Here is a 13,199-nt window from a genome sequence, read left to right on the forward strand (position 1 = left end):
CCAAGGGCGGCATCGTCGAGTTCCGGGGCCAGCCGGGGCCTTGGCCGCCTGATGCTGCCGAAGAATGTCACCTGCGGTGTCAGCGTCTGTCGTGGGCGGCTCGGACCAGGGCATCGAACAGTCCCTGCTGGGCGGGGTCCTCGTGGGCGGTGTCCTCCGCGTGCCACTGGACGGCGGTGAACCATCCGTGGACACCGGGGAGTTCGAGCCCCTCCACGGTGCCGTCGGCCGCGCGTGCGCTGACCGCGAGTCCCACGCCGGCACGGTGGACGCGCTGGTGGTGGTAGCAGGACGCCTCGACCTTCTGCGCGCCGGTGGCCTGCTCCAGCAAGGTGCCGCGCTGGATCGCCACAGGGTGGACGACATGCCGGTGCTCGCGTTCCGGGCCGCCCATGTCCTGTTCCAGGGTGCCGCCGAGGGCGACGTTGACAACCTGGAGTCCTCGGCAGACCGCCAGCAGCGGCAGGCCCGAGTCGATGGCCTGGCGGGCGACCTCGATGTCGAAGTCGTCCTGGAGGTCGTCCACGTCGTAGACGCTCTCGTGCATGTCTGCTGCGCCGTAGCGGTGCGGGGCGAGGTCTCCGCCGCCGGGGAGCAGGACACCGTCGAAGCGAGCGAGACGCCCGGCCACGTCTTCGGAGGCGGGGTGGATGCTCGCCGGTTCGCCGCCCGCCCGCCACACCGCCTCGATCAGCGCGCGGGCGTTGACCTCGGCGGCGTAGCGCAGCGCGGAGGTCGTCGCGGAGAAGCGGGCGGGTATCGCGATCAGGGGTCGGGTCACAGCTGGATCCAGGTGGTCTTCAGTTCGGTGTACTTCGCGATGGCGTGGGCGGACTTGTCGCGGCCGTTGCCGGACTGCTTCATGCCGCCGAAGGGGACGGTCAGGTCGCCCTCCTCGTAGCAGTTGACCCAGACGGTGCCGGCCCTGAGCGCGCGGGAGACCTGGTGGGCGGTGGACAGGTCGGAGGTCCACAGGCCCGCGGCGAGGCCGTACTCGGTGTCGTTGGCCAGCTGGACCGCCTCGTCGAGGTCGTCGAAGGTGAGGACGGACAGGACGGGGCCGAAGATCTCCTCGCGGGCCAGTTGCATGCCGGGGCGCACGTGGTCGAAGACGGTGGGGCGCAGGAAACTGCCGCCGGTCTCGGCCAGGGTGCGGCCGCCGCCGACGCGCAGGCGGGCGCCTTCCTCGAGTCCGGTCTCGATGTGGCCGAGGACCCGTTCGAGGTGGCTCTCACCGGCTATCGCGCCCATCTCGGTCGCCGGGTCGAGCGGGTCGCCGACGACCAGTTCCCGGGCCCGCGCCACGATCGCGTCGGTGACCTGTTCGGCGATGGAGGAGTGCACCAGCAGCCGGGAGGGGGCGGTGCACATCTCGCCCTGGTTGAAGAAGATGCCCCAGGCGGCGGTGGCGGCGGCCTTCTTCAGGTCGGGCGCGTCCGGAAAGATGATGTTGGGGGACTTGCCGCCGAGTTCGAGCCAGACCCGCTTGAGGTTGGAGTCGGCCGCGTAGTGCAGGAAGTGACGGCCCACGGCGGTCGAGCCGGTGAAGGCCAGGACGTCGACGTCGGGGTGGAGACCGAGGGCGCGCCCGGCGACGGGGCCCTTGCCGCCCACCACGTTGAGCACACCCGGCGGCAGGCCGGCCTCGGTGGCGAGCCGGCCGAGCAGCAGGGCGGAGAGCGGGGAGTTCTCCGACGGCTTCAGTACGACGGTGCAGCCCGCCGCGAGTGCCGGAGCCACCTTCCAACCGGCGAGTGTCAGGGGGAAGTTCCACGGCACCACCGCGCCCACGACGCCGGCCGGCTCCCTGGTGACCAGCGCCAGGGCATCGGGGGCGGTGTGGGGCGACTCGTCGGTGAGTTTGTCGGCCAGTTGCCCGTACCAGCGGAACGTGTTGATGACGGCGCGCAGCTCGATCGCGTACGCGTCCGTGATCGGCTTGCCCATCTCCAGGCTGACGGTCAACGCCAGTTCCTCGCGGTGATCTTCGAGCAGGTCGGCGATGCGCAGCAGGATCCGGCCGCGGTCGGCCGGTGCGAGGCGGGGCCAGGGGCCGGAGTCGAAGGCCCGGCGGGCGGCGGCCACGGCCACGTCCACCTCTTCCGTGCCCCCGTCGGCGACCTGGGTCAGCACCTGGCCGTCGCGGGGCGAGACGGCGGCGAAGGTCGCCCCTCCCCCGCCCTCGTCGGCACCGTTTATGTGATGCGCGCCGGCCAGGTCCAGTGCCTTGGCCCGGCGCAGCCATTCCTCGTGGGTGATGTCCAGCATGCAGAACCTCCGGATACTTTATTTGATCCCAAACGATATGCTGTGGGCTCAGCCGTCACAAGAGTTCACGGATCGATCCCACGGGTCCGTGAACACGGGAGGGAGCCCACCGTGCGCGCACTCGTCATCCAGCACGACCACGTGACCGATCCCGGTCCGGTCGGGGCCCGGCTCGTACAGCGCGGATACGACCTGAGCGTCGTGACCGTCGTACCCGAACACCGCCACCACGCGCCGGACGTCGCCTTCGGCTTCCCGGCGGCCGACGGCTGGGACCTGATCGTGTCGCTCGGCGCGCCCTGGTCGGTCTACGACGAGACGGCCGTGGGTTCCTGGATCGGCGGAGAGCTGGCGCTGTTGCGCAAGGCCCACCACCTCGGTGTCCCGGTGCTCGGGGTCTGTTTCGGCGCGCAGGCGCTGACCACCGCGCTCGGCGGCTCGGTCGAGGCGTCGCCACGCCCGGAGATCGGCTGGGTCCGGGTCGACACCGACGATCCGCGACTGATCAGCCCGGGCCCGTGGTTCCAGTGGCACTACGACCGCTGCCTCCTGCCGCCCGGAGCCGAGGAGGTGGCCCGCACCTCCGTGTGCACCCAGGCGTTCCGGCTCGGGCGGAGCCTGGGGGTGCAGTTCCATCCGGAGATCACGCCCACCACCGTGCGCCGGTACCTGGAGGTCGGCGGCGCCGAGCAGTGCCTGCAGCACGGCGTGGACCCCGGGGAGCTGCTCACCCGGACGACGGACCTGGCGGCGACGGCCCGCGCGAACGCCCGCCACCTGGTCGACGGATTCCTCGACCGGGTGGCGGGCACGGCCGGCTGACCGTCTCATGCGGGCAGCACCAGCGCGGCGACCTCGTCGACCAGCGCCTTCCGGTGCGGCGCGAGGTCGCGTCCCGTCCTCCCGCCGACCACCGGGAACAGCGCGTCGTCCAGCACCTTCACCCCGGTCTGGGTCTCGATGACGGCGTGCCCGCAGAACGGCACATACAAAGGGTGGCCGCCCTCCTGCACCATCGACGATCGACTGGAGCCAGGCGGCCGGATCGGCGGGCGGCAGCCCGCCGCTGCCGCTGTCGGCCCGGCCGAACAGCTCGTGCCACACGTATCCCGTGCTCAATGAATCCTCCGTGGGCGGGTGGGAGCAGGACGTGGCCGGCCCGGTCCCGGGAGAGCGGGGACCGGACCGGTCACACCGCGAGAAGCAGCCTCCTCAGACCTGGTCCGTCGCCCGGTCACGCGTCACGCGAGCGGCGACGACACCGAGGACCAGGACCGCCGGGACGGCGAGTTCGAGCCAGGTCGCCGTGGTCGAGTCGCCGCCGATGAGGGTCGTGAAGTTGGCCATGATCAGCCAGATCGCACCGGCGATGCCGAGCGCGCCCAGGACGGGGGCGATCAGAGTGTTCCAGGGGCGGGTGTCCAGCCGCTCGCGCCGGAAGAACACCACCACCGACACGGAGGTCAGCAAGTACAGGAGCATGATCGCCAGCACGGCCACCCCGCTGAACCACGAGAAGAGGGTCAGCACCGGGTCCTTGCCCAGCAGCGCGAAGGGCATGACGAGCAGCAGGGAGATCACGGTCTGCACGCTGCCCGCCACCCACGGGGAGTGACGCCGGTTGATCGCGGTCAGCCCGCGGGGCAGCAGGCCGTCGCGGCCGAGGGAGAAGAGGTAGCGGTTGGCGGAGTTGTGGAAGGCCAGGATGCCGGCGAAGAGGGAGGTCGCCAGGAGGATCGGCAGGACGTCGCCCACCCATGTGCCGAACTGCGCGGTGATCGGTGCGAAGACCCACGCCGTGGCGTCGCCGTTCGCCAGCGCCTGGCCGGCCTCGGCGGTGGCGCGGGAGGCGCCGTGGGCGGAGACCAGCATCCACGAGGTGAAGGCGAAGAAGCCTGTGATCACGGCGACGGAGAGGTACGTGGCCCGGGGCACCGTCCTGCGGGGCTCGCGCGCCTCCTCGCCGTAGATGGCGGTGGCCTCGAAGCCGAACATCGAGGCGACGGCGAACATCAGGGCCACGCCGGGAGCACCCTGGAGCGCGGCGTGCGGCGAGAAGCTGTCGGTGAAGCCCAGCCCCTCGGGGCCGCCGCCCTTGACGAGGGTGACCAGGGCGAAGACGAGCAGGATGCTGAACTCGGCCAGGACGAACACGGCCAGCACCTTGGCCCCCATCTCGATGCCGGCCGCGCCGAGGACCTGGACGATCGCCATGGTGACCAGCGCCCAGACCCACCACGGGGCGTTCAGACCGGTGTACTGCTCCACCAGGCCGCTGACGATCGATCCGTACAGCCCGTACATGGCCGCCTGGACCGCACAGTAGGCGAAGAGCGCGACACCGGCGCTGCCGGAGCCCGCGGGACGGCCGAGCCCTTTGCCGATGTACGTGTAGAAGGCGCCGGCGTCCACGACATGGCGTCCCATGGCGACGAAGCCCACGGAGAACAGCAGGATGACGATGCCGGCCCCGGCATAGGCGGCGGGCGCGCCCGCGCCGTTGCCGATGGCGACGGCGATGGGCACGGCCCCGGCGATGCCGGTCAGGGGGGCCTGTGCGGAGAGGACGAAGAAGAGGATGCCGAGGACACCCAGGGAGTTGGGCTTGAGTCGGCCAGCGGTGGGTTCGTCCTGCACGGTCTGGTTTCTCTGGACCGTTTGACTGTCCACGGGGATCACCTGCCAGGGGAGCGGAGCGAAGGGAGGTTTGTTTTGGAGCCAAACGAGTTGCCTCATAGTGAGGCTGAACTATCCACATGACAAGGGGGTGGGCGATGTTTTTCCGCTGCCGCTCCCGCCCGGGAGGACATCCCCAGGGAACTGGCGCCGCGGTAGCGGCGCCAGGACAGCAGCGATGTCCGGCTACTCGTGGACGGTGATGGCCTGCAGCGGGCAGACGTCCGCGGCTTCCCGCACCTCGTCGAGGTTGGCCGCGTCCAGCTCCGCCGTGTACAGCTCGGTGGCCTCGTTCCGCAGGGACAGGCGTCCGTGCTCGTCCAGGGCGAAGAGTTCGGGGGCGGCGTAGACGCACTGGCCGTGGTCCTGGCACTTCTTGAGGTCGACTTCGACGCGCATGATGACTCCTGGATGTGGTGCTGTGCTGGGGGAACGGCCGGCGTGCGGTCAGCGCAGCCGGATCGGCAGGTGGGCGATGCTGCGCAGGAACTCGGTGTGGGTGAAGGTGGGCTCACCGGCGAGCTCGATCATGCTGAAGCGGTTGACCAGCGCGGTGAAGACGACGTCGGCCTGCGCGCGGGCGAGCACCTGTCCAGCGCAGCCGTGCTGGCCGGAGCCGAAGGCCAGGTGCTGGCTCGCGGCGGCCGGACGGTTGTGGTCGAAGCGGTCCGGGTCGGGGAAGGCTTCCGGGTCGCGGTTGGCGGAGCCGATGAGCAGGACGAGGACCTCGCCGGCGGGCACGGTCGTGTCGCCGATGACCGTTTCCTGGGTGGTGAGGCGCGAGACCATCTGCTCGGGGGTCTCGATGCGCAGCACCTCGTTGATGAAGCCGGGCCGGATTTCCGGCTGGTCGCGGTAGATCCCGACGTACTCGGGGTGTTCGGCCATGTGCCGGATGCCCTGCACGATGAGGTGCTTGATGTCCAGGTGACCGACGGCGAAGAAGAGCAGGATCGAGAAGACGACCTCGTTCTCGGTCATGTTCCCCGCGTCCTGCTCGGCGAGGAAGTGGTCGATCAGTCCGCTGCCGGGGTGGGCGCGCTTGTGGGCGATCAGGGCGCGGATGTGCCGCTCGAACCACTCGAAGGCTTCACCGGTGACCCGCCAGTCGTCCTCGTCGGACCCGGGCCCGAGGCTGACGCCGATGTCATAGGTGGCCTTCTGGATCTCCAGCATTTTGGTGGGCTCGACACCGAAGATGCGACAGATGGTTTCGAACGTGGAGCGCAGGGCGAGGTCGTCCACCGCGTCGAGCGTGCCGCCCGCCTCGACCGCCTTGTCGAGCACGGCGTCCACGGACGCCTGCATCACCTTGGACCACTCCTCGACCGCCTTGGGCGTGAACCAGCGATTGGTGATGCGGCGCAGCCGGGTGTGGTCAGGGGCGTCCTGGCCGAGCACCGTGTCGTGCAGCGGATCGGCCACGCCGAAATCGAGCTTGCGGACACTGAGGGTGGGGTTGCGGATCAGCTTCGCGACGTCCTCGTAGCGGGACACCACGTACACGCCGATCGGATGCCGGTAGACGGGCGCCTCCGCACGCAGCCGGGCGTAGTACGGAGCGGGGTTCGCCCGGTAGCCGGGGTCGCGGAACGGAAGCAGCTCGGCTGCGGGAGCCTCGATGGTCATGGGGATCTCCTAGGGATGCATGGCGGCCGCGGACGGTCCCTGCCATGCAGGCGAGAATTATCCATCTGGAAAGCTGCGTCAACGTTTCCGGCGGCCGTAACCAACTCTTTACTCGTACGGAATCAAACGAGATCATGGCGCCGAACAGCGAAAGGCTCCGGACACAGACTGTCCGGAGCCTTGGAACAAGCAGGTCACAGGTGGTTGTCAGCCGTCCTCGGCGGTACGGTCGCCGGCAGCGTCACCGCCTGCGTCAAGGAACCGCAGCAAGGAGCGCAGCTCTTCCAGTGCGGCATCCGTGACCTCGGGCTCACCGAGGACGAGCTGGTGCAGTACGAGGCCGTCGAGCGCGGCGAAGACCAGCCGGGTGAGTGCCTTGTCCGCGCCTGCGGGCAGCATGCGGGTCAGTTCGCGCTGGGTGGCGTCGAAGTACTCGTCGTACAACGCGCGGATCTGGGGCAGCAGCTCCGGGCGGCGGCGCGACTCCAGCAGCAGCTCGTACTGGAACGCCTGGACGTCCGGATCCGCCGTGACCATCTCCGACAGCCCCACCGAGAAGTCCGCGACCCTGCCGGTGCCCGGTTCGAGCGCACTGGTGCTCAGCGAGGTGCGTATGGTGTGGGCGAGGGTCTCCTCGATCAGGGCATCGCGCGAACCGAAGTGGTGCACCACGAGGCCGTGGGTGACCCCGGCCTCCTCCGCGACGGCCCGGTAGGTCAGCCTGCGCAGGCCGCCCCGCGCCACCACACGGACGGCGGCGTTCAGCAGGGCTTCCCGGCCCTCGCCGTACTGCAGGCGCTTGCGTGAGGGCCGGCTCTTGGGGGCGTCGGTGGACTCGGTCATGTTGGCGACCCTACCTGGGCGGGCGGCCGCACCGGACGCCTCGGTCGGCAGGTCCGGTGCGGCGCCGTCTCGTGGGCGTCCGTCAGCGCCTGGGCGGGCGGATGCCGCGGAACTCCCAGTCGCCGCCGAGCGCGGTGGACAGGACCTCCTCGGACTCGGTGGGCTGGGCGCCGACGTCGGTACGGATGGGGGTCGGGCCGGTCACGATGTGGTTCGTCAGCCGGCCGAGCCCCTCCACCTCCACCTCGACCACATCCCCCGGCTGGACGGGCCGGGAGTTGGCGGGGGTGCCGGAGAGCAGCACGTCACCGGGGTAGAGGGTGATGGTGCGGGCGATGTCGGCGACGAGGTAGTGCATGTCCCACTTCATCTCGTCGGTCGAACCGTCCTGCACCACCTCGCCGTTGACGTAGGTGCGCAGGCTCTTGCCGTGGAAGTCCCAGTCGGTGACGAGACCGGGGCCGAGCGGGCAGAGGGTGTCGGAGCCCTTCACGCGCAGCATGGACCCGGCGTCGGTGTCGCGGAAGTCGTGCAGGCCGTAGTCGTTGGCGATGGTGTAGCCGGCGATGTACTCCCCCGCCTCGGCCGGGGAGATGTTCCGCGCGGTCTTCCCGATGACGATGGCGACCTCGCCCTCGTAGTTGAGCCACTTGCAGCCCTCGGGGCGGACGATGGCGCCCTTGTGGGAGTTGAGGGAGGAGGTCGGCTTGTGGAAATAGGTGGGGGTGTCGGGCAGGTCGATCCGGAACTCGTCGACGCGGCTGCGGTGGTTGAGGTGGACGGCGATCACTTTGGACGGCACGATCGGCGGCAGGTGCTGCGCGTCCTCGATCTTGACGCGGCGGCCGTCCCCGGCGACGAGCTCGCCCTCGTCGACGGTGACCTGGACGGCGGCGCCGTCGAGGAGGATGCGGCGGTACTCGGGCATGACAGGACTCCTAGATACGGCTGTGAGGGTTGTGCGGGGAGGGCAGGCCGGCGCCGGTCCAGCCGTCGGCCGGGCGGTCGAACCAGAGGTGGACCTGACCGGTGCCGATGGAGTTCTCGTACTCGCCGTACTGGCGGGCCTTGGCGACGCACGCCTGTTCGCCGAGGGCGCCGCCCATCATCAGGTAGTGGAAGAACTTCGCCTCGGGCCTGTACTTCGAGAACTCCGGCATGGTGTCGAGGACCTTGTCGTGGCGGCCCTCCTTGAACCAGGCGATCCGCTCCTGGTCGGCCTCGCGCGCCTCGGGCGTGAAGATGTGCACCGGGTCGCTCGACTCGTGGTCGCGCAGCTCGCGCAGCGGCCAGAAGGTGTGTGACAGCGCACCGGAGGCGATGAGCAGGACCCGGCGGCCCGGGGTTGCGGCGATGCCGTCGGCCAGCGCGCGGCCGAGGCGCAGGTGGTCCTCCATGTCGCCGGTCTGGCAGACGCCGATGGTCACCCACCGCTTGTCGGGCAGCCCCTCGCCGAGGAACTTCCAGAGGTTGATGGTGGCGTAGTAGATCGGCAGGTACTCGTCGTCGATCGCGGTGATCCAGGTGCCGTGCTTGTCGGCGAACTTCTCGATGTTCCGGGCGAGGTCGGGGTCGCCCGGGAAGTCGTACGGCATCCGGCACATGCCGCGCGGCAGCTCCTCGGAGGTGAAGAGGCCAGCTCTGCGCTGCTGGGCGGTGACGACGAATTCGACCGTCGTGGCCCAGTGGGAGTCGAGGACGACCACGGTGTCGTAGTCGTCGCGCTCGAAGACGTCCTTGCGCAGCTGGTGCAGGCCGGTGACGAGGGTGATTTCCTTTCCCTCGTTGAGCTCCAGCCGGGTCTCCTGCGGAAGCACGATGGTGGGGACGTGGGCGAGCAGGCCCGCCCCGACGATCTCACCCATGGTTCCTCCAACCGTTCGGCGCGGTCACGGTGTTCTTCACGTCGCAGTAGAAGTCGAAGCTCCAGGTGCCGCCCTCGCGGCCGACTCCGGAGTGGCGGGAGCCGCCGAAGGGCGCCTGCAGGTCGCGGACGAAGAAGCAGTTCACCCAGACCGTGCCCGCGACCAGCTGGGCGGTGACGCGTTCGGCGCGCTCCGGGTCACCGGTGGCGAGCGTGGCGGCCAGCCCGAAGCGGGTGTCGTTGGCGAGGCGGACGGCCTCGTCCTCGTCTGTGAAGGTCTGCAGGGTCAGGACCGGTCCGAAGACCTCCTCCTGCACGATCTCCGAGTCCTGGGCGACATCGGTGAGGAGGGTCGGCGCGTAGTACTGGCCGTCCCTCCGGTGGCCGCCGATGACCGCGCGGGCCCCGGCCGCGATTGCCCGCTGCACGAACCCGTCGATCTTCTCCAGCTGGCGCGGGTGGATGTTCGGGCCGATGTCGGTGGCCTCGTCACGCGGGTCGCCCTGGGTGAGCTGTCCGGCCTTCTCGACGAAGCGGCGGGTGAACTCCTCGGCGACCGACTCCTGGACCAGGAAGCGCGTTGCGGCCAGGCACACCTGCCCGGCGTTGTCGTACTGCTCCACCGCCAGGTCGACAGCGAGGTCCAGGTCGGCGTCGGCGAACACCAACAGGGGTGACTTGCCGCCGAGTTCGAGACTGAGCGGGGTCAGGTTCGCGGCAGCCGAGGCCGAGATCCGCTTCGCCGTCGGCACCGAACCGGTGAAGCTGATCCGCCGCACGTCAGGGTGCGAGGTCAGGGCGTCACCGATCTCCGAGCCGTACCCCTGCACGACGTTCAGCGCCCCGGCCGGCAACCCGGCCTCGGCGGCGATGTCGGCCAGCAGGGAGGCGGTCAGCGGGGTCCACTCGGCGGGCTTGAGGACGACCGTGTTGCCTGCGGCGAGAGCCGGGGCCACCTTCCAAGTGGCCAGCATCAAGGGGGCGTTCCAGGGGGTGATCAACACGCAGGGGCCTGCCGGGTCCCAGCTGACGTGGTTGGTGTGCCCGCGCGTCTCGAAGTCCTCGTGCTCCAGCTTCAGCAGCCAGTCCGCGAAGAAGCGGAAGTTGTGGGCGACGCGGGGCATGACGCCCCGGCGGTGGGAGCGGAGCAGGGCGCCGTTGTCGCAGGTCTCCACGATGGCGAGCTCTTCCAGCCGCTTCTCGACGCCGTCGGCGACGGCGTGCAGGATGCGGGCGCGTTCGGCACGGGGGGTGGCGGCCCAGGCGGGGAAGGCGGCCTTCGCCGCGGCCACCGCGGCCGCAGCCTCCATGGCAGTGCCCCGGGAGATCTCCCCCAGAACGCTGCCGTCGATCGGCGAGACATCGGTGAACGTTTCGGTGGAGGCGACGCGCTCGCCGCCGATCCAGTGCCGGGTGTCGACGGCGACCCCGGCCACCGTGAGGGTGTGCTCGGTCATGTCCGGTCTCCAAGTCCTGTGGTGCGTACGGGGTTACTCGGCGCCGGACGTGCCGGACTCCAGCAGTCGGCCGCCGTCCCAGACGACGCCGACCTGCCGGTAGTAGGCGGCGATCGGTTCGCGGATCTCCAGGCGTGCCAGTTCCTCGGTGGGCGCCTGGAACAGCTCCAGCTCGGCGTCGCCGCGCCAGGCCTGTCCCGCCTCGAAGGAGGCGGCGCCGGACTCGATCAGCTCGTCGAGCGCCAGGCCCTTGCCCTTCTCGATGGAGGGCAGCCAACGGTGGTGGGCCATGGGGTGGGCGTTGACGAAGCCGTTGGTCTCGGACGGCTCGCGCAGGGTGACCACGGCCTGGGCCAGGCGCCGGTCGGCGGCGGCGAGGGTTGCCCCGAAGCGGGCGCCGGCCTCGATGCGCGGGGCGGGGCCGTACGGGTGCGGGCGGGTCTGGTGGATCGAGCCCAGCTTCTTCGGGTATCCCTGGTGCAGTCCGCGGGCGATAGCGAAGTCCTTGTCGACCCAGATGTAGACGCAGCGGCTGTAGGTCTGGCCCCGGTACTTGCAGCGGACGACCGCGAAGGCCTCCTTGTACTGGGCGAGCACCGGGTCCAACAGCTCCTGGCCCGATTCCGAGCAGGACTGCCAGTCGGCCCAGATCAAAGCGACCGCGCCAGGGTCCTCGTCGGCCAGCTCCAGCGGCTCGGGCAGCAGTTCACGCACCCGCGCGGGATCCGTGCGGTACTCGACGGTCAGCAGGTCGCCGGAGTAGCGCCACGGCGGGGACGGGATCAGCGAGGAGGCACCGCTCGCCGTCTTGGGGTGGAAGTAGCCACGGACAGTGGACATGAAGGGATTCCTTACGCGGTGAGGGCGGGCTGCTTGAGCAACTGGGTGCGATACCGGGCGGCCCCCATCGCGGCGGCCTGACCGCCGAGCGCGACGACGCCGACGAGCCGGCCACCGGTGTGGTATCCGACCAGGACGTCACCGTCGGGGTCGCCGTCCAGGACCCGTACGTCGTCCTTGCCCAGGACGGGCGCGCCGAAGGACTGCAGCCGGAAGTCGTGCTGGTCGCTCCAGAACGTCGGGAGCGGGGCGAAGGGCACCAAGTCCCCGTCTGTGCCGGTGAGATGGGCGACGAGGGCCTTCGCGGCGTGCTTGGCCGTGTCGGTGGGCATCGACCAGTGCTCGACACGCCGGGGTACACCGTCGTAGCGGGCGTTGGGGAAGCGGGCGACGTCGCCGACCGCGACGACCTCCAGCCGTCCCCCGACCCGCAGCTGCTCGCAGGTGAGGACGCCGTCACTGAGGTCGAGGCCGTTGCCCTCCAGCCACTCGTTGTTGGCCACGGAGCCGACCGACTCCACGACCACGTCGGCGGGCAGCACGCTGCCGTCGCTCAGCACGACCCCGGTGACCCGGTCCTCGCCCTCGAAACCGGACACTCCGGTGCCGAGCGCGAAGCGCACCCCGCGCTCCTCATGCCGCTTCAGCAGCGCGCGACCCAGCAGTTCGCCGAGCGGGCCGACCATGGGCAGGGGGAGCGGATCGACGACAGTCACCTCGCGGACGCCGAGGCCCACGGCGGTGGCGGCGACCTCGCAGCCGATGAAGCCGGCGCCGACCACGACCACGCGGGCACCAGGGCGGGTCAGCTCGTCGCGCAGGTCCTGGGCGTCGGCCAGGGTGCGGACGGTGTGGCGGCCGGTGAGCGGTCCGGGGCAGCGCAGGCGCCTGGGCCGCATGCCGGTGGCGACGACCAGTCCGTCGTACGAGATCGCCGAGCCGTCGTCGAGTGCGACGACGCGCCGGTCGAGGTCGGCTGCGACGACCTTCGTGCCGAGCCGCCACTCCACGTCGGCGGCGGCTGCCTTCGGTGTGAAGGCGAGCGACTCGAAGGGTGCTTTGCCGGCCAGCACCTCCTTGGACAGCGGGGGCCGGTTGTAGGGCATGTGGGGCTCGTCGCCGATGACCGTGATCGTCCCGGTCCAGCCCGCGGCGCGCAGTTGTTCGGCGGCGCGCAGGCCGCCCATCGAGCCGCCGGCGACGACGACACGTCCGGTCGTGGGTGCGTTCATGGCGGTCATCCCTCGATCCGGATGGCCTGCAGCGGACACACGTCGGCGGCCTCTTCGACCTCGTCGCGCAGCGCGTCGTCGGGGTCGGACACGTACACCAGGTGTCCGTCGTCGTCCATCGAGAAGACGTCGGGGGCGGCGAAGACGCACTGGCCGTGGTCCTGGCACTTGTTCATGTCGACGACGACCTTCATGGCGGTCCTCCTGAGGGGTGAGGCGTCGGAGCAAGGAAGAGGGGAGGAAGAGACGGGCCCGGCCCGGGTTCAGCCGGGCCCGTCGGCCAAAGGGGGCGAAATCCAGCGGATGCCGCATCCCTTACTCGTTTGGCTTCAAACAAGATAGGAAGCCGCTCGACCCTGGTCAATACCTGTCCAGATGGATAACTTTTTT

14 protein-coding genes are annotated in these 13,199 nt (G+C 70.2%); 1 reads left to right on the forward strand and 13 read right to left on the reverse strand.

What is annotated here, in order from left to right; all coding sequences use genetic code 11:
* Nucleotides 1-79: 79 nt before the first annotated feature.
* Both ACIBAG_RS35480 and ACIBAG_RS35485 read right to left on the reverse strand, forming a co-directional pair.
* Nucleotides 80-781 (reverse strand): gamma-glutamyl-gamma-aminobutyrate hydrolase family protein, encoded by a 702-nt coding sequence (locus ACIBAG_RS35480; RefSeq protein WP_399110973.1) that lies wholly within the window; start codon nucleotides 779-781, stop codon nucleotides 80-82.
* On the reverse strand, nucleotides 778-2,268 hold the full coding sequence (locus ACIBAG_RS35485) for an aldehyde dehydrogenase (RefSeq protein WP_399110975.1): 1,491 nt from the start codon (nucleotides 2,266-2,268) through the stop codon (nucleotides 778-780). The genes ACIBAG_RS35480 and ACIBAG_RS35485 overlap by 4 nt, the downstream gene beginning before the upstream one ends.
* Before the next feature lie 111 nt (nucleotides 2,269-2,379).
* On the opposite strand from ACIBAG_RS35485, the gene ACIBAG_RS35490 reads away from it, so the two are divergent.
* Complete coding sequence (locus ACIBAG_RS35490; protein ID WP_399110977.1) at nucleotides 2,380-3,090, forward strand: type 1 glutamine amidotransferase; 711 nt, start codon at nucleotides 2,380-2,382, stop codon at nucleotides 3,088-3,090.
* Between the two features lie 5 nt (nucleotides 3,091-3,095).
* Here the strand turns inward: ACIBAG_RS35490 and ACIBAG_RS35495 are convergent, their stop codons facing one another.
* The 11 genes from ACIBAG_RS35495 to ACIBAG_RS35545 all read right to left on the reverse strand — a co-directional run bounded on the left by ACIBAG_RS35495 (nucleotide 3,096) and on the right by ACIBAG_RS35545 (nucleotide 13,003).
* Nucleotides 3,096-3,254, reverse strand: a complete 159-nt coding sequence (locus ACIBAG_RS35495) for a hypothetical protein (RefSeq protein WP_399110979.1) — start codon at nucleotides 3,252-3,254, stop codon at nucleotides 3,096-3,098.
* 226 nt (nucleotides 3,255-3,480) lie between these two features.
* Entirely contained in the window at nucleotides 3,481-4,938 is a 1,458-nt protein-coding gene (locus ACIBAG_RS35500) for an APC family permease (protein WP_399110980.1), read from the reverse strand.
* 192 nt (nucleotides 4,939-5,130) lie between these two features.
* On the reverse strand, nucleotides 5,131-5,343 hold the full coding sequence (locus ACIBAG_RS35505; RefSeq protein WP_399110982.1) for a ferredoxin: 213 nt from the start codon (nucleotides 5,341-5,343) through the stop codon (nucleotides 5,131-5,133).
* Between the two features lie 48 nt (nucleotides 5,344-5,391).
* Complete coding sequence (locus tag ACIBAG_RS35510; RefSeq protein ID WP_399110984.1) at nucleotides 5,392-6,573, reverse strand: cytochrome P450; 1,182 nt, start codon at nucleotides 6,571-6,573, stop codon at nucleotides 5,392-5,394.
* Between the two features lie 207 nt (nucleotides 6,574-6,780).
* Nucleotides 6,781-7,416, reverse strand: a complete 636-nt coding sequence (locus ACIBAG_RS35515) for a TetR/AcrR family transcriptional regulator (protein WP_399110985.1) — start codon at nucleotides 7,414-7,416, stop codon at nucleotides 6,781-6,783.
* An 82-nt stretch (nucleotides 7,417-7,498) separates the two neighbouring features.
* Complete coding sequence (locus ACIBAG_RS35520; protein ID WP_399110986.1) at nucleotides 7,499-8,344, reverse strand: fumarylacetoacetate hydrolase family protein; 846 nt, start codon at nucleotides 8,342-8,344, stop codon at nucleotides 7,499-7,501.
* A gap of 10 nt (nucleotides 8,345-8,354) precedes the next feature.
* Nucleotides 8,355-9,281 (reverse strand): 3,4-dihydroxyphenylacetate 2,3-dioxygenase, encoded by a 927-nt coding sequence (locus ACIBAG_RS35525; RefSeq protein WP_399110987.1) that lies wholly within the window; start codon nucleotides 9,279-9,281, stop codon nucleotides 8,355-8,357.
* Nucleotides 9,274-10,737 carry an aldehyde dehydrogenase gene (locus ACIBAG_RS35530; RefSeq protein ID WP_399110989.1) on the reverse strand — a complete coding sequence of 488 codons (1,464 nt, stop codon included), beginning with the start codon at nucleotides 10,735-10,737 and terminating at the stop codon, nucleotides 9,274-9,276. Before ACIBAG_RS35530 ends, ACIBAG_RS35525 begins: the two co-directional genes overlap by 8 nt.
* Before the next feature lie 33 nt (nucleotides 10,738-10,770).
* A complete protein-coding gene (locus ACIBAG_RS35535) occupies nucleotides 10,771-11,577 on the reverse strand; it encodes an acetoacetate decarboxylase family protein (protein ID WP_399110991.1) in 807 nt (268 codons plus the stop codon).
* A gap of 11 nt (nucleotides 11,578-11,588) precedes the next feature.
* Nucleotides 11,589-12,809, reverse strand: a complete 1,221-nt coding sequence (locus ACIBAG_RS35540) for an NAD(P)/FAD-dependent oxidoreductase (RefSeq protein ID WP_399110992.1) — start codon at nucleotides 12,807-12,809, stop codon at nucleotides 11,589-11,591.
* 5 nt (nucleotides 12,810-12,814) lie between these two features.
* Nucleotides 12,815-13,003 carry a ferredoxin gene (locus ACIBAG_RS35545; protein WP_067252810.1) on the reverse strand — a complete coding sequence of 63 codons (189 nt, stop codon included), beginning with the start codon at nucleotides 13,001-13,003 and terminating at the stop codon, nucleotides 12,815-12,817.
* Nucleotides 13,004-13,199 lie beyond the last annotated feature (196 nt).

The organism is Streptomyces sp. NPDC051243 (assembly GCF_044455405.1).
In the GTDB taxonomy this organism is placed as follows: Bacteria; Actinomycetota; Actinomycetes; order Streptomycetales; family Streptomycetaceae; genus Streptomyces.

Bases quoted from the DNA above. Each gene is read 5' to 3' on its own strand.
- ACIBAG_RS35520 (WP_399110986.1), bottom strand. From the start codon at position 8,344: ATGCCCGAGTACCGCCGCATCCTCCTCGACGGCGCCGCCGTCCAGGTC.
- ACIBAG_RS35535 (WP_399110991.1), bottom strand. From the start codon at position 11,577: ATGTCCACTGTCCGTGGCTACTTCCACCCCAAGACGGCGAGCGGTGCC.
- ACIBAG_RS35540 (WP_399110992.1), bottom strand. From the start codon at position 12,809: ATGAACGCACCCACGACCGGACGTGTCGTCGTCGCCGGCGGCTCGATG.
- ACIBAG_RS35505 (WP_399110982.1), bottom strand. From the start codon at position 5,343: ATGCGCGTCGAAGTCGACCTCAAGAAGTGCCAGGACCACGGCCAGTGC.
- ACIBAG_RS35545 (WP_067252810.1), bottom strand. From the start codon at position 13,003: ATGAAGGTCGTCGTCGACATGAACAAGTGCCAGGACCACGGCCAGTGC.
- ACIBAG_RS35485 (WP_399110975.1), bottom strand. From the start codon at position 2,268: ATGCTGGACATCACCCACGAGGAATGGCTGCGCCGGGCCAAGGCACTG.
- ACIBAG_RS35530 (WP_399110989.1), bottom strand. From the start codon at position 10,737: ATGACCGAGCACACCCTCACGGTGGCCGGGGTCGCCGTCGACACCCGG.
- ACIBAG_RS35510 (WP_399110984.1), bottom strand. From the start codon at position 6,573: ATGACCATCGAGGCTCCCGCAGCCGAGCTGCTTCCGTTCCGCGACCCC.
- ACIBAG_RS35525 (WP_399110987.1), bottom strand. From the start codon at position 9,281: ATGGGTGAGATCGTCGGGGCGGGCCTGCTCGCCCACGTCCCCACCATC.
- ACIBAG_RS35515 (WP_399110985.1), bottom strand. From the start codon at position 7,416: ATGACCGAGTCCACCGACGCCCCCAAGAGCCGGCCCTCACGCAAGCGC.